This is a genomic window from Aeromonas rivuli, from assembly GCF_020149575.1.
GTDB classification, from domain to species: domain Bacteria; phylum Pseudomonadota; class Gammaproteobacteria; order Enterobacterales; family Aeromonadaceae; genus Aeromonas; species Aeromonas rivuli.
In genome coordinates this window covers 182,047-196,340 of record NZ_CP079742.1, presented here as the reverse complement: position 1 = coordinate 196,340, position 14,294 = coordinate 182,047, and the positions used below count along the sequence as shown (strand labels likewise).

The following is a 14,294-nucleotide window of genomic DNA, read 5'->3' as shown; positions in this document are numbered from 1 at the left end:
ATGGGGTAGCATGTCAATGTCGAGTCGAAGAAGGCTCTGAGGAAGTCCTTATCCCGCAGTATGTACAGATCTAGTTTCCCCACCGATAGCGATGCATGTAGCCAGGGATCCGAGCCCCCATCCGTAGCATGGGGAAAGAGGGCCGCTGCGCGGTCCCCTGCCCCATCGCCTGGTCTGGAAATGCTCTACGTCATCCCCCTTCCAGGTTACGTTTCAGTTCCCGTAGCACCTGGGTTGTGCCAGGGCGTATGCCCCGCCAAATGGTGAAGGCCTCGGCGGCTTGTTGCACCAGCATGCCGAGCCCATCCATGATCTTGCGCGCGCCTTGTTTCCTGGCCCAGGCATTGAATGCCGTGTCATCTGCGCCATACATCATGTCATACACGGCAACATCATCATGGATGAGCGTGGGCGAGATCGCTGGCAGAGCCCCCTGCAGACTGGCTGAGGTGGAGTTGATCACCAGGTCGAACGGCCCCGTGAGCGCATCATATTGCGCCGCGACTATAGGCCCCAGGCTGGCGAAACGCTGGGCCAGCTGAGCCGCCTTGTCATGGGTACGGTTGGCGACAACCAGAGCGCTGGGCCCTTCCGCCAGCAGGGGAGCGATGGCACCACGAGCCGCGCCACCCGCGCCGAGCAGCAGAATGCGACTCTCGGCCAGGGTAATTCCCTGAGCCTTGAGGTCAGCCACCAGACCGGCCCCATCCGTATTGTCGCCAAGCAGCAGGCCATCATCGGTCAGCTTGATGGTGTTGATGGCCCCCGCCAGCTTGGCACGCGGGCTCAGGCTGTCGACCAGGGCGAACGCCTGCTCCTTGAAAGGCACGGTAATATTGCAACCCTTGCCTCCCTCGGCAAAGAAGCGGCGCAGCGCAGCGGCAAACTCGTCCGGCTCGGGATCGGCCAGTCCATACTCCAGCTGCTGCTGGGTCTGCCTGGCAAACAGGGTGTGAATGAAGGGCGACTTGCTGTGTCGCACCGGGTGACCGAATACCGCATACCTGTCCATCACGAGTGTCCATCTAGGAAAGAGTGATCCGATTTAACGGCTTTTCCCCGCATGGGACAAGTTCAATCCCCATGAAAAAGGGCCGCCTCAGCGACCCTTTCCATTAGAACCACTGCCGTGGCTTGAGGTAATCCGTGTAGAGCAGAGCCTCAGCAGAACCTGGCTCGGCCTGCCAATCATACTCCCAGCGAGCCAGGGGCGGCATGGACATCAGTATGGACTCGGTACGGCCACCGGTTTGCAGGCCAAATAGGGTTCCCCTGTCATAGACCAGATTGAACTCGACATAGCGACCGCGACGATAGAGCTGGAACTGGCGCTCCCTCTCACCATAAGGGGTGTCTTTGCGGCGAGCCAGGATCGGCAGGTACGCGGCAAGATAACCCTCACCCACTGCCTGCATGAAGGCGAATGAGTGCTCGAACGGCCAACGGTTGAGATCGTCAAAGAAGAGGCCGCCAACGCCGCGAGTCTCATCCCTGTGCTTGAGATAGAAGTAGCGATCGCACCAAGATTTGAACTCAGGGTAAATATTATCGCCAAATGGCTGACACAACTCATGAGCCACCTGGTGCCAGTGTCGCACGTCCTGCTCGAACGGATAAAAGGGCGTCAGGTCAAAGCCACCACCAAACCACCAGATGGGATCTTCACCCTCCTTCTCGGCGATGAAGAAGCGCACATTGGCATGGCTGGTCGGTACATAGGGGTTGTGGGGATGGATAACCAGGGAAACTCCCATCGCCTCGAAGCGGCGCCCGGCCAGTTCGGGCCTATGGGCGGTAGCCGAGGCAGGCATGGCATCGCCATAGACATGGGAGAAGTTGACGCCGCCCTGCTCTATCACCTTGCCGGATCGCATCACCCGGGTGCGGCCACCGCCACCCTCGTCTCTCGTCCAGGCGTCTTCGACGAAGCGGCCCAGGCCATCGGCCTGCTCCAGCCCTTGGCAGATACGGTCTTGCAGCGCCAGCAGGAAGGTTTTGACTGCGGCCACATCAGGTTTGCTCATTGCTTCTCCAGCTAACGGGATCAAAGAGTCCCGCCTCGTTATCGTCTTGTCGCAATTTCCCCTACGGGGGACAACGGGATGTCAGGAGGGACGGATCAGGGCCCCAGTGCGGGCATCCTTGATCTCGGACGGGTTGCACAACCCGCCCACCTCCCCGGCCTGTATATGCGCCAGTTGTTCGGCCAGCCCGGACGGTATCTGGGCAATATTGCGGGCCGGCTCTTCACCAGTCAGATTGGCGCTGGTCGATACCAGCGGCTTGCCGAAGGCACGACACAGGGCCTGAACCTGGGGGTGGGCGCTGACCCGCACCGCCAGGGTATCGAATCGGCCAGTCAGCCAGTCAGGGGTATGAGCCTTGGCTGGCATGATCCAGGTGAAGGGGCCGGGCCAGCTGGCCAGTACCTGGGCGCGCTGCTCGGCGCTCAACTGGGTCAGGTCGATATAAGTCTCCAGCTGGGCCAGATCGGCGGCAATCAAGATAAGTCCCTTCTCCACAGGCCGCTGCTTGATGGTGAGCAACTGCTGCACGGCGGCCTGGTTATCGGGGTCGCACCCCAGGCCAAATACAGCCTCGGTGGCATAGGCAATGACGCCGCCAGCGCGAAGGGCGGCGACGGCTTGTTCGAATTCGTTCTGCATAGGAGATTCTGTATCAAAAAAATGCGGCAGCCGAGCTGCCGCATGGGACTTATTTCAGCAACTGAGCCTGAAGGGCGGCATCTTTGGCCATCACTTCTTCGGCATTTTTCTGACGCTCGGCACGTACCTTGACGGCCAGGGCGTCATCGGCCACGGCCAGCATCTGGGCAGCCAGATAACCTGCGTTCTTGGCACCAGCCTTGCCGATTGCAACGGTCGCAACCGGCACGCCACCCGGCATCTGCACGGTGGAGAGCAGAGCATCCAGACCCTTGAGCGGGCCACCGTCTATGGGCACACCGATCACGGGACGGGTGGTGATACCGGCAACGGCACCGGCCAGGTGCGCAGCCAAACCGGCGGCACAGATGAAGACCTTGCAACCACGGGCTTCGGCATCGGTGACGTACTGGTGGGTCGCAGCCGGGGTACGGTGCGCAGAGGTGACTTTCACTTCCACTGTGATATCGAAGGACTTGAGTACTTCCAAGGTGGTCTGCATCACGGGGAAATCTGAATCAGAACCCATCAGCACAGCAACAAACGGTTTATTCATGGTGGGAATTTCCTTACTCCAAGTGGGGGGTTGAAGTTACCGCAAACGTTTCGCTCGCTCGACGGCGGCGCGATTATACCTGCTCGCTTTGATGACCGCATTTCTTTTGCGGGCAGATCAATCTTAATATTCCCCGCACCCGCTTCTCGACCATGATAGCCCAGCCACATTCGGAACAAGGTATGGCCACCGGCTTGTCATTGACCACATATTTGCAATGGGGATAGTCATTGCAGCTGTAGAATTGCTTGCCATAACGGGAGGTGCGGCTGAGCAGATGGCCCTTGCCACAGGCAGGACAGGGGATCTGGGTATCACCACTCTCCTGCAATGAGGCCATGTGCTGACAAGCAGGGTATTGGGTACAACCGACGAAGAGACCATAACGTCCCTTCTTGATGGCCAGTGGCTGGCCGCAATCGGGACAGATTGAACCTTCCAGCACCTTCTCGATGTCGCGACCGGATGGGGCCAGGGAACGGATATAGTCGCAGGCGGGGTAGCTGGCACAACCGAGAAAGGGGCCGTGTTTGCCTTGGCGGATCACCAATGCAGCGCCGCACTGGGGGCAAGGCTCACGCTCAAGCGCATGCTCGTGGGCAGAAAAGAGCTGATGGTCGATCTTGGACATGGGCCGCGCCTCGAATTCGGATGATCCGGATTCTACCAGCGCGGCACCGGGCTGTCAGTGCAGTATGCCGTCCGACTCGTCGAACACCAGCTCTTCCATCTGCTGGTAAGCGGTCTCGCTGCCGGGGACATTGAACAGCACCATCATCACGACCCATTTGAGGTCATCGAGTTCGATATCGGGTTTGTCGAGTTCGAGCAGTCGCTCGATGCAGATCTCGCGGGTCTCGGCATTGAGTACCTGAGCCTGCTCCAGGAACAACATGAAGCCACGGCACTCGGTGCCAAGACGCACCAACTCTTCGGGGGCATAGATTCGCATCGAGCCCTGGGCGCTGGCGGTCACATAGACTTCACGTTCGCTATCATGCAGATTGGCCAGCCGTTCCAGCCAGTTGAGGGCCTTGTTGATCTCGTCCTGGTCGAAACCGGCACGGGTCAACTCGTCGGTGAGTTCATCTTGTTCGACCGTTACATCGGCATCACTGTGGATGTAGGTCTCGAAAAGGTACATCAATACATCAAACATGATTCGCCCTCCTCGCTTTGACGTATCCACCGGCTACCGCTATCACAGCACCTGCCAGCTCAAGCTCGACTAGCCTGCCCAGTACCACCTCGACAGGAAGCTCGGTCCGTTCGGCAACGGTATCCACACTCGTGGTCTCATAATCTACGTTATCCAACAAATCGGCATAAGGCAATGCACTATTAATAGCGGTATTAGCGTCGATATTGCCACCATTCCTAGCATCCGAGGTGACCCCGTCCACCCCTGACGGAATAAAAATCTGTGCCCAGTGGAGTTCAGCCAGCACATCCTCGGCATTGAGTACCAGTTTGGCCCCCTGCTGGATCAGCCGGTTGCAACCCAAAGCCTGCTCGTTTTGCGGGGCACCGGGCACGGCAAACACCTCACGCCCTTGCTCCAGTGCGTAACGGGCCGTGATGAGAGAGCCACTCTGCTCGGCGGCCTCGACCACCAGCGTACCCAGGGAGAGGCCGCTGATGATGCGGTTACGACGGGGGAAATGTTCGGCCAATGGCCCCTTGTCCGGTGCAAATTCGGAGATGATCAGACCGCCATTGCCCAGGATCTGCTCAGCCAGGAGTTGATGGCGTTTGGGGTAGACCTGATCCAACCCGGAGCCAAGCACGGCAAGGGTGATGCCGCCAGCGGCCAGAGCTTGTTGATGGCAGACGCCATCTATGCCAAGGGCCAACCCCGAGGTGATCGCCAGTCCGGATCCCACCAATGCCTGAGCGAGCCTGGCCGCATTATCCTTGCCCGCATAACTGGGGTGACGACTGCCAACCATGGCAATCTGCGGTAAGCACAAGGCGTCAATATCGCCGCGACAGTAGAGCAAGAGGGGGGCCGCAGGGATCTCCCGCAGCAAGGGAGGATATGCCGGACTGTCCAGGCAGATGAGTCTGTTGCCGGGGCGGTCAGCCCAGACAAGCGCCTGATCTACCCCGGCACCGGGGTGGCGCAGGGCCCTGATCTGCTCCCATTTCAGGCCTAAACCATGGAGATGGGCATCATCGCAATCAAACAGCGCAGTTATGCCACCCTCTGGCTTTTCTGCGGCGGCACGCTCAGCCAGGGCCGCCAAAAGACGCGAAGCGGTGACAGGCCCTATCCCGGGTACACTTTCCAGTATCAGCCAGGCTCGGAGTTCATCCATGATGACCGAGCTCAGAAATTACTGACCTTGTAACCTGTACTCACCATGTCCTGGCTCTGCAATATCATGCCGTAACTCAGCTTGTCATAGACCTTGAACAGCATGATGCGGGCGATGGACTCGTCAGGCAGAGGAGTCCGGCCCGCCGAGTGGAAGCCCTTGTCATAGAGGGACGAGAAGTCGCGATAGGAGACCTTGCCATACTTATCGGTCAGGCGGAGTCCGGGTCGCTGCACGTCCAGCACATCGCCGGGCGCCATCTGATCGCGAGCCCCCTTGTTGATCAGGACAATGTCAAACTTGCCACCACCACGGGCCTTGCTCGGCAACTCGACCACATAGCCTGGGCTGGTGAGCGGTGCAGCCTTGGGGGTAAACAAGGCAGAGAGGTTCTCTTGAGCCGGCAAGGGCATCAGCTTGTCCCCCTGATAGACTTCGCGCTGATTGCTGGTGAGGAGGATACGGCTGCGATCCTTGGCCAGTCGCGCCTGCGCATGAGCCGTCCCCACGAAGATGGCCTCCTGGCCCAGCAACTCGCGGGTCTTCGCATCTTTATAAATGGTGCCTGGCCGATAGATGCCATAGTCCTGACCCAGGATCAGATCCCCCTGCACATAGAGGGTTGCTCCCTCCAGCATGCCGACATGGCCTTCATTTTCACCCAGGATATAGGGCAAGGCCTTGCTCTCCTGGCGCGTCGCGAAGATGTGATCCGTCTGCATGAAGGGACCAATTTCGCTCAACGGCAATGTCGGGATAGGATTCGCTTTACTCTCATAGTGATTCTTGGGAGAGAGGGTGATGACCCGCTTTCCACCTTGTACCGTCTTGCCGAGGCGCGGCTGACCATTGACCCAGCTGAGTTGCAGCACATCCCCCGGGTATATCCAGTGCGGATTCGCAATCTGCGCATTGATATTCCAGAGCTGGGGCCAAAGCCAAGGCTGCTCGAGATACTTGCCGGAAATATCCCACAGGGTGTCGCCCTTCTGGACCACATAGTTGCTGGGATAACCGCTTTTGAGGGACAGCGTCTGGGCCTGTGCACCCTGGCTTATCAGGGCCAGCAGACAGGCAAAAGTCGTTTGCTTCAGATACATAACACTCCCTGTTATTTCTGTGCGCAAAGTGTTGCTGTTTTTTGTCGGCGTAAATGACTAGAATTACGTCAATATTGACTGCAATTATACGAAACTAAAGATAAGACTATGGCCATTCTAGATGTATTGCGTTTCCCCGATGAACGTCTGCGGACCGTTGCAGCCCCTGTCGAGACCATTACACCCGAGTTACAACACATTGTAGATGATATGTTCGACACCATGTATGCGGAGGAAGGCATAGGCCTGGCCGCAACTCAGGTCGACATCCATCAGCGCATCATAGTTATCGACGTCTCTGAGGATCGAGAAGATCCTCTGGTGCTGATCAACCCGGAAGTCATTGCCCAGTCAGGCAGCACAGGTATCGAAGAGGGTTGCCTCTCTGTACCAGGCAGCCGTGCGCTGGTGCCGCGCGCCGAGTGGATCAAGATCCGCGCCCTGGACCGTAACGGCAAGCCGTTTGAACTCGAAGCGGACGATCTGCTGGCTATCTGCATCCAGCATGAGATGGATCATCTGGTGGGCAAGCTGTTTGTGGATTACTTGTCCCCACTCAAGCGCCAGCGCATCCGTCAAAAACTGGAAAAAATGGCGCGCGAAGACCGTAAAGCCGGTTAAGGACCTGCCCCTTTGAATAAATTGAAACTGATTTTTGCCGGTACCCCCGACTTCGCCGCCCGTCATCTGGCGGCGTTGTTGTCTTCCGACCATGAGGTCGTTGCCGTTTACACCCAGCCGGACAAACCCGCTGGCCGTGGCCAGAAGCTGACGGCCAGCCCGGTCAAGGAGCTGGCGCTTGCGCACCAGTTGCCCGTCTACCAACCCGCCTCCCTGCGCAATGAAGAGGCCCAGGCCGAACTCAAGGCACTGGGTGCCGACCTGATGGTGGTTGTCGCCTATGGCCTGATCCTGCCCAAGGTGGTGCTCGATACCCCGCGTCTGGGTTGCATCAATGTCCACGGCTCCCTCCTGCCACGCTGGCGTGGTGCGGCGCCCATCCAGCGCGCCATCTGGGCGGGAGATGCCGAAACCGGCGTGACCATCATGCAGATGGATGTGGGCCTGGACACCGGTGCCATGATCCGCAAGGTAAGCTGCCCCATCGCCCCCGACGAAACCTCCGCCAGCCTCTATGACAAGCTGGCCGAGCTGGGCCCCCAGGCATTGGTCGAGACGCTAGACGCCATGGCCGCCGGTAACGCCCTCGCCGAGCCGCAGGATGATGCCCTGGCCAATTACGCCCAGAAGCTCTCCAAGGAGGAGGCGCGCATCGACTGGTCCATGGACGCCGTCGCCATTGAGCGCTGCATACGAGCCTTCAATCCCTGGCCCATCAGCTGGTTTGAAGTGGCGGAACAGACCGTCAAGGTCTGGCAGGCAGAAGCACTCGAGGCCGAACATGACCAGCGTCCCGGCACCCTGCTCAAGGCCGACAAGCAGGGGATCGACATCGCCACCGGCCATGGCATCCTGCGTCTGCTGACTCTGCAACCTCCCGGCAAGAAAGCTATGTCCGTCTCGGATCTGCTCAACTCGCGCCGTGACTGGTTTGCCCCCGGCATCCGACTGCATTGAGCTGGATGGAATTGAAACAAGCGGGGCCCAAGCCCCGACTTGCGCATCTAAGGTAACATTATGAAAACACGTGCACAGGCCGCTCTCGTCATTCAACAGGTGCTGGATCAGGGGCTGTCCCTCTCCGCCGTTCTGCCTGCTGCCCAGGAGAAGGTCGCCCCCCGCGATCGCGCCCTCCTGCAAGAACTCTGCTACGGCACTCTGCGCTGGATGCCGCGCCTGGATGCCGCCGTCAACGAGATGATGGACAAGCCCCTCAAGAACAAGAGCCGCGTCTTCCACTATCTGATCCTGGTCGGGCTCTATCAGCTCATCTACACCCGTATCCCGGCTCACGCTGCCGTGGCCGAGACCGTCAATGCGGTCAAGCTGCTCAAGGGCAGCTCGCTGCGAGGCCTGATCAACGGCGTGTTGCGCAACTTCCAGCGCAGCGCCGAGGTGATACTGGCTCGTATCGACAGGGTGCCCAGCATACGCCTCGGCCACCCCGAGTGGCTCACCAAGCGTCTGCGCCAGGCCTACCCCAACCAGTGGGAATTCATCATGGAGGCCAACAACCAGCGCCCGCCCATGTGGATCCGCAACAACGGTCAGCGCCAGAGCCGCGACCAGATGCTGGCGCGCATGGCCGAGGCGGGCATCAATGCGCTGGCCGGTGAAGAGGGTGCTGACTGCATCTTGCTGGAGCGCCCCTGTGACGTGACCAAGCTGCCCGGTTTCGAACAGGGTGACTGCTCGGTGCAAGATGGCGCCGCCCAGCTCGCCGCCCAGCTGCTCGACCCGCAACCGGGCGAATGGATACTGGATGCCTGCGCCGCCCCAGGCGGCAAGACGGCACATCTGCTCGAGCGCCAGCCCGACTTGGCCGGGGTGGTCGCCGTCGATGCCGACGATAACCGCCTCAAGCGCGTGCAGGAGAATCTGGATCGCATCGGTCTCAAGGCCCGGCTCATCCATGGGGATGCCAGCACCCCGGAGCAGTGGTGGCCAGAGGGTCAGTTCGACCGCATCCTGCTCGATGCTCCCTGCTCCGCCACCGGCGTCATCCGTCGCCACCCCGACATCAAGTGGCTGCGCCGGGATCAGGACATTCGCGAGCTGGCCGAGTTGCAGGGCCGCATCCTTGCCGCACTCTGGCCAAGGCTTAAAGTGGGTGGCACCCTGCTCTACGCCACCTGCTCGGTGTTGCCAGAAGAGAACCGCGATCAGGTGCGCACCTTCCTTGCCGCGACCAAGAGTGCCCGTCTGGTACCACTCCACGCCCAAGACAGCCCGGCCTCTCCGGGTCGCCAGTTCCTGCCGGGCGAGGCGGGCATGGATGGTTTCTACTACGCCAAGCTGATAAAAGAAGCCTGATGAATGCGGCCATGGGCCAGCCTGCTGGCCCCCTCCACCCCCTTGATGCGAGTAACGCTTCCCTATGAAAATCATCATACTGGGAGCCGGCCAGGTCGGCGGCACCCTGGCCGAGAACCTTGCCGGGGAGAACAATGACATCACCCTGGTCGACACCGACAGCGACCGGTTGCGCGAGCTGCAAGACAAGTTCGACTTGCGGGTGGTCAATGGCCACGGCGCCCACCCCAAGGTGCTGCGCGAGGCGGGAGCCCAGGATGCGGACATGCTGGTCGCCGTCACCAACAGTGATGAAACCAACATGATCGCCTGCCAGATCGCCTACTCGCTGTTTAACACCCCGAACAAGGTGGCGCGTATTCGCTCCCCCTCTTATCTGGCTGAGCGGGATCGGCTCTTTCTGCCCGAGGCGATACCAGTGGATCACCTCATCGCCCCCGAACAGCTGGTGACCGACTATGTACGTCGGCTGATTGAATATCCGGGTGCCTTGCAGGTGGTGGACTTTGCCGGTGGCAAGGTGGGTCTGGTGGCGGTCAAGGCCTACTATGGCGGCCCCCTGGTCGGCAACGCACTCTCGACCCTGCGTGAGCACATGCCCAACATAGAGACCCGGGTGGCGGCCATCTTCCGCCAGGGCCGCTCCATCCGCCCGCAAGGCACCACCATCATCGAGGCCGATGACGAGGTGTTCTTCGTCGCGGCGGCCGGTCATATCCGCGCCGTGATGTCCGAGTTGCAGCGCCTCGAGAGTCCCTATCGCCGCATCATGATCGTCGGTGGCGGCAACATCGGAGCCGGTCTCGCCCGCCAGCTGGAGAAGCGCTACAGCGTCAAGTTGATCGAGCGTAACCAGAAGCGGGCCGAGCAACTCTCAGAGCTGCTGGAAAACACCATCGTCTTCTGTGGCGATGCCGCGGATCAGGAGCTGCTCGCCGAGGAGCACATCGATCAGATCGACGTCTTCATCGCGGTCACCAACGAAGACGAGGCCAACATCATGTCGGCCCTGCTCGCCAAGAAGATGGGGGCCAAGAAGACGATGGTACTCATACAACGCAGTGCCTACGTGGACTTGGTGCAAGGCGGCTCCATCGACATCGCCATCTCGCCCCAGCAAGCCACCATCTCGGCGCTGCTGACCCACGTGCGCCGGGCCGATATCGCCAACGTCTACAGCCTGCGCCGTGGCGCGGCCGAGGCCATCGAAGCCATTGCCCACGGCGATGAAAATACCTCCAAGGTGGTCGGTCGCTCTGTGGGTGAACTGAAACTGCCGCCCGGCACCACCATAGGCGCGGTCGTCCGCGGTGATGAGGTGTTGATCGCTCACGATCGCACCAAGATCCAGCAAGATGACCATGTGGTGATGTTCCTGGTCGACAAGAAGTACATACCGGAAGTGGAGCGATTGTTCCAGCCAAGCCCCTTCTTCCTGTAACCTGACCATGCCCACTCTTCAAGCAGACAAGACCCGGTTCACCGCTCCTCGCGGTGGCCGGTGTTTCGCTCATCAACGACCAGGCGATTCATCATGATCAAGCTGCGTCCCATCGTCTTCACCCTGGGTCTGGTGCTTTCCAAACTTGCCCTGTTCATGTGGCTGCCCACCCTGCTCGCGCTGCTTACCGGCTCCGAGGGATTCGTCGAATTTCTGCAATCCGTGGTGATCACCCACCTCGCCGCCTTCTGGTGCCTGCACTATGGCCGCAAGGCCGAGTTTCACCTTGGCGTGCGCGAGATGTTCCTGCTCACCACCTCGGTGTGGGCGGTAGCCTGCCTGTTTGGCGCCCTGCCCTTCGTGTTCATCACCCACATCGGCTTCGCCGACGCCTACTTCGAGACCATGTCCGGGGTCACCACCACGGGATCCACAGTGCTGTCCGGGCTCGACGGCATGGCCCACAGCATCTTGTTGTGGCGCTCCATCTTGCAGTGGCTGGGAGGGGTCGGCTTCATCGTGATGGCGGTGGCCGTGCTGCCCTACCTCAACGTGGGCGGCATGAAGCTGTTCCAGACCGAGAGCTCGGATTGGTCAGACAAGAGCGCCCCCCGCGCCAAGACGGTGGCCAACAACATAGTGCAGGTCTATCTGGTGCTCTCCATGCTCTGCTTCCTCGCCTACTGGGCGAGCGGCATGAACAGCTTCGAGGCCATCAACCATGCCATGACCACCCTCAGCACCGGGGGCTACTCCACCTCGGATCAATCCATGTCCCACTTCTCTCACGCGGCACACTGGATTGGTACCCTGTTCATGTTCCTGGGGGGCTTGCCCTTCCTGCTCTATGTCCAGAGCCTGACCCGGCGCGACACCAGCCTGATCCGCGATGCCCAGGTGCGCGGCTTCTTCTGGCTCGTGGTCTGGGTCACGCTCATCATGACCTTCTACCTCTGGCACCGCGGCACCTTCGACTTCATGGATGCACTGCGGATCAGCGCCTTCAATATCGTCTCCGTGCTGACCACCACAGGTTATGGTCTGGGGGATTTCGGTACCTGGGGGCCGCTCACCAGCATCCTCTTCCTCTTCCTGTTGGGACTGGGGGCCTGCTCGGGCTCTACCGCAGGCGGCCTCAAGATATTCCGGGTGCAAGTGGCGTTCTCCCTGTTCAGGAAGCAGATGCGCCAGCTGATGCACCCCTCGGGGGTCTTCCCCCAGAAGTACAATGGCCGCCCGGTCAACGAGGCGATAGTGCGCTCCCTGATCGCCTTCGTGCTTGCCTACTTCGCCATCATCATCTTGATCGCCGCCCTGCTGGCACTGATCGGGCTGGATCCCCTCACCGCCTTGTCCGGCTCCATCACGGCGGTAGCCAACGTGGGCCCCGGCATGGGGCCCGTCATCGGCCCCAGCACCAACTTCGCCAGCCTGCCAGATTCGGCCAAGTGGATACTGTCGTTCGGCATGCTGCTGGGGCGACTCGAGATATTGACGGTAGCCGTCATCTTCTTCCCCTCCTTCTGGAAGCAATAAGCCGCCGCCGGACAGCAAAAAGGGCAGCCAATGGCTGCCCTTTCTCATGTCACAACGCAGTGCTAGTCCCCTGACTCTTCCCGCTCCAGGGCGCGATTGACCAGCGGCTCTGGCAGGGTCTTGGTCACCTCCACCCCCAGCTCGCGGAATCGCTCGGCCTGGGCTATCAGGTTGCCGCGACCGCTGACGAGTCGGCCCATGGCCTTGTCATAACTCTCCTGCGCCTTGTTCAGACTACCGCCAAGCTGCTGCATCTCCTCCACGAACAGTCGCAGCTTCTCGTAGAGACGGCCGGCCCGCTCGGCTATCTGACGGGAATTCTGGTTCTGACGCTCGTAGCGCCACAGGTTCTCTATGGTGCGCAGCGCCACCATCAGGTTGGTGGGGCTGACCAGCAGTATGTTGTGGTCCAGGCCATAGCGCACCAGGGAGGGATCCGCCTCCAGCGCCGCCAGGAAGGCAGGTTCCACCGCCACGAACATCAGCACATAGTCCAGGGTGCGCACCCCGGGCAACTGCTGGTAATCCTTGCGGCCCAGCTCGCGGATATGATTGCGCACCGAGGCGACATGCTCTTTCAGGGCCACGGCCCGGGTCAGATCATCCTCGCCGTTGTACCAGCGCTCGTAGGCGGTCAGCGACACCTTGGCATCGATGATGATGTCTTTTTCCTGGGGCAGGTGAACGATGACATCGGGCTGATAACGCTTGCCCTTGTCGGTCTCAAGGCTCACCTGGGTGTCATATTCGTGCCCCTCGCGCAGACCGCACTCATGAAGAATGCGCGCCAGCACCACCTCGCCCCAGTTGCCCTGCTGCTTGCTGTCGCCCTTGAGGGCGCGGGTCAGGGCCGCAGCCTCCTCCGTCATCCGGGCGTTGAGTTCGGCCAGGCGTTCCAGTTCAAACTTGAGGCTGTGGCGCTGGGCCGTCTCCTGGGCATGGGTCTCGCCCACCTGACGGCGAAAGCCCTCCAGCTGCTCCTTGAGCGGCACCAGCAGGTTATCCAGGCTGTGCTGGTTGAGCTCACGGAAGTTGCCCGAGTTCTGCTCGAAGATACGGTTGGCGAGGTTCTCGAACTGCTGGCCGAGCCGCGCCTCCGCCTGCTGTTGCAGCGCCAGCTTCTCGGCACTGGCGAGCCGCTCGCTGCGCAGAGTCGCCTCGGCATCCTTGAGACGGGCGGTGAGCTTGATGATGACATTCTGCTGTTGCTCGAGCTTGTCCTGCCCCTGCAACTGCTCATCGTGCAGCTCGGCCAGTCGCGCCTGCCAGGCACTGGCTCGCTCCTGGCTCAACGCCAGCGCCTGGCTCAGGGCCTGGGCGCCCTGACGCCCCCACAACCAACCGAGCCCGAGCGCCAGCAAGGCCCCGCCACTCAGCCAGAGCCACGGCAGCGGCTCCATCATCGCCGGCTCCGCTGCCGCAGGAACAGCAAGAGATAGCGGTTGATCAGGATCCAGAGCACCACATAGAGCAGATAGGAGGCCAACACCACCCATTTGTGATTGTTGACGCCGCTGTCCAGCTCATCGAAGCCGATCCCCTTGAACCGGCAGTAGCCCCACATCAGCAGGGGGAAGACATAGAGCAGGGAAGCCCGCCACAGAAATAACCACATAGAGTCAACCCAGCAAAAAAGACTCGCCTAGCTTACACAAGGGGGGCTGGCCTTGCGATCCCGCCGTGACGGTTCCGCTGGCTTGCATGGCACAAACCCCATAGAATTACCCCCTAATGGGTATCAGG

At 60.5% G+C, this 14,294-nt stretch carries 15 protein-coding genes; 5 read left to right on the top strand and 10 right to left on the bottom strand.

Annotated features, from left to right (window positions below; translation table 11 throughout):
* Positions 1-190 precede the first annotated feature (190 nt).
* From aroE to KYK33_RS00820, 8 genes are all read right to left on the bottom strand, one after another.
* Positions 191-1,012, bottom strand: coding sequence for a shikimate dehydrogenase (aroE, locus tag KYK33_RS00855; RefSeq protein WP_224431747.1), 822 nt, complete (start codon positions 1,010-1,012; stop codon positions 191-193).
* Positions 1,013-1,115: 103 nt separating this feature from the next.
* Positions 1,116-2,024, bottom strand: a complete 909-nt coding sequence (gene hemF / locus KYK33_RS00850; protein WP_224431746.1) for an oxygen-dependent coproporphyrinogen oxidase — start codon at positions 2,022-2,024, stop codon at positions 1,116-1,118.
* A gap of 81 nt (positions 2,025-2,105) precedes the next feature.
* Positions 2,106-2,696: an L-threonylcarbamoyladenylate synthase gene (locus KYK33_RS00845; RefSeq protein WP_263480041.1), complete on the bottom strand. Its 591-nt coding sequence runs from the start codon at positions 2,694-2,696 to the stop codon at positions 2,106-2,108.
* 19 nt (positions 2,697-2,715) lie between these two features.
* Positions 2,716-3,222: a 5-(carboxyamino)imidazole ribonucleotide mutase gene (purE, locus tag KYK33_RS00840; RefSeq protein ID WP_042039915.1), complete on the bottom strand. Its 507-nt coding sequence runs from the start codon at positions 3,220-3,222 to the stop codon at positions 2,716-2,718.
* 73 nt (positions 3,223-3,295) lie between these two features.
* Positions 3,296-3,853 (bottom strand): DNA topoisomerase family protein, encoded by a 558-nt coding sequence (locus tag KYK33_RS00835; RefSeq protein ID WP_224431744.1) that lies wholly within the window; start codon positions 3,851-3,853, stop codon positions 3,296-3,298.
* 54 nt (positions 3,854-3,907) lie between these two features.
* Entirely contained in the window at positions 3,908-4,381 is a 474-nt protein-coding gene (locus KYK33_RS00830) for a DUF494 family protein (protein ID WP_042039912.1), read from the bottom strand.
* Positions 4,374-5,540 carry a DNA-processing protein DprA gene (gene dprA / locus KYK33_RS00825; protein ID WP_224431743.1) on the bottom strand — a complete coding sequence of 389 codons (1,167 nt, stop codon included), beginning with the start codon at positions 5,538-5,540 and terminating at the stop codon, positions 4,374-4,376. The genes KYK33_RS00830 and dprA overlap by 8 nt, the downstream gene beginning before the upstream one ends.
* Before the next feature lie 11 nt (positions 5,541-5,551).
* Positions 5,552-6,640: a LysM peptidoglycan-binding domain-containing protein gene (locus tag KYK33_RS00820; RefSeq protein WP_224431742.1), complete on the bottom strand. Its 1,089-nt coding sequence runs from the start codon at positions 6,638-6,640 to the stop codon at positions 5,552-5,554.
* Between the two features lie 108 nt (positions 6,641-6,748).
* Here KYK33_RS00820 and def point away from each other — a divergent pair, with 108 nt between their 5' ends.
* The 5 genes from def to KYK33_RS00795 all read left to right on the top strand — a co-directional run bounded on the left by def (position 6,749) and on the right by KYK33_RS00795 (position 12,551).
* Complete coding sequence (gene def / locus KYK33_RS00815) at positions 6,749-7,261, top strand: peptide deformylase (protein ID WP_005893461.1); 513 nt, start codon at positions 6,749-6,751, stop codon at positions 7,259-7,261.
* Between the two features lie 12 nt (positions 7,262-7,273).
* On the top strand, positions 7,274-8,218 hold the full coding sequence (gene fmt, locus KYK33_RS00810; protein ID WP_224431741.1) for a methionyl-tRNA formyltransferase: 945 nt from the start codon (positions 7,274-7,276) through the stop codon (positions 8,216-8,218).
* 60 nt (positions 8,219-8,278) lie between these two features.
* Positions 8,279-9,574 carry a 16S rRNA (cytosine(967)-C(5))-methyltransferase RsmB gene (rsmB, locus tag KYK33_RS00805; protein WP_224431740.1) on the top strand — a complete coding sequence of 432 codons (1,296 nt, stop codon included), beginning with the start codon at positions 8,279-8,281 and terminating at the stop codon, positions 9,572-9,574.
* Between the two features lie 64 nt (positions 9,575-9,638).
* Positions 9,639-11,015, top strand: coding sequence for a Trk system potassium transporter TrkA (gene trkA, locus KYK33_RS00800; RefSeq protein ID WP_042039907.1), 1,377 nt, complete (start codon positions 9,639-9,641; stop codon positions 11,013-11,015).
* Between the two features lie 93 nt (positions 11,016-11,108).
* Positions 11,109-12,551: a TrkH family potassium uptake protein gene (locus KYK33_RS00795; protein WP_224431739.1), complete on the top strand. Its 1,443-nt coding sequence runs from the start codon at positions 11,109-11,111 to the stop codon at positions 12,549-12,551.
* Between the two features lie 62 nt (positions 12,552-12,613).
* On the opposite strand, the gene rmuC is transcribed toward KYK33_RS00795, so the two are convergent.
* Together rmuC and KYK33_RS00785 are read right to left on the bottom strand one after the other, a co-directional pair.
* Positions 12,614-13,954, bottom strand: a complete 1,341-nt coding sequence (gene rmuC / locus KYK33_RS00790; protein ID WP_224431738.1) for a DNA recombination protein RmuC — start codon at positions 13,952-13,954, stop codon at positions 12,614-12,616.
* Positions 13,951-14,166 (bottom strand): hypothetical protein, encoded by a 216-nt coding sequence (locus tag KYK33_RS00785; RefSeq protein ID WP_042039905.1) that lies wholly within the window; start codon positions 14,164-14,166, stop codon positions 13,951-13,953. Before KYK33_RS00785 ends, rmuC begins: the two co-directional genes overlap by 4 nt.
* Positions 14,167-14,294: the final 128 nt, after the last annotated feature.

Excerpts from the sequence above, each read along its gene's own strand:
- aroE (WP_224431747.1), bottom strand. The coding sequence starts at position 1,012 with ATGGACAGGTATGCGGTATTCGGTCACCCGGTGCGACACAGCAAGTCG.
- hemF (WP_224431746.1), bottom strand. The coding sequence starts at position 2,024 with ATGAGCAAACCTGATGTGGCCGCAGTCAAAACCTTCCTGCTGGCGCTG.
- purE (WP_042039915.1), bottom strand. The coding sequence starts at position 3,222 with ATGAATAAACCGTTTGTTGCTGTGCTGATGGGTTCTGATTCAGATTTC.
- KYK33_RS00835 (WP_224431744.1), bottom strand. The coding sequence starts at position 3,853 with ATGTCCAAGATCGACCATCAGCTCTTTTCTGCCCACGAGCATGCGCTT.
- KYK33_RS00830 (WP_042039912.1), bottom strand. The coding sequence starts at position 4,381 with ATGTTTGATGTATTGATGTACCTTTTCGAGACCTACATCCACAGTGAT.
- dprA (WP_224431743.1), bottom strand. The coding sequence starts at position 5,540 with ATGGATGAACTCCGAGCCTGGCTGATACTGGAAAGTGTACCCGGGATA.
- KYK33_RS00820 (WP_224431742.1), bottom strand. The coding sequence starts at position 6,640 with ATGTATCTGAAGCAAACGACTTTTGCCTGTCTGCTGGCCCTGATAAGC.
- def (WP_005893461.1), top strand. The coding sequence starts at position 6,749 with ATGGCCATTCTAGATGTATTGCGTTTCCCCGATGAACGTCTGCGGACC.
- rsmB (WP_224431740.1), top strand. The coding sequence starts at position 8,279 with ATGAAAACACGTGCACAGGCCGCTCTCGTCATTCAACAGGTGCTGGAT.
- trkA (WP_042039907.1), top strand. The coding sequence starts at position 9,639 with ATGAAAATCATCATACTGGGAGCCGGCCAGGTCGGCGGCACCCTGGCC.
- KYK33_RS00795 (WP_224431739.1), top strand. The coding sequence starts at position 11,109 with ATGATCAAGCTGCGTCCCATCGTCTTCACCCTGGGTCTGGTGCTTTCC.
- rmuC (WP_224431738.1), bottom strand. The coding sequence starts at position 13,954 with ATGATGGAGCCGCTGCCGTGGCTCTGGCTGAGTGGCGGGGCCTTGCTG.
- KYK33_RS00785 (WP_042039905.1), bottom strand. The coding sequence starts at position 14,166 with ATGTGGTTATTTCTGTGGCGGGCTTCCCTGCTCTATGTCTTCCCCCTG.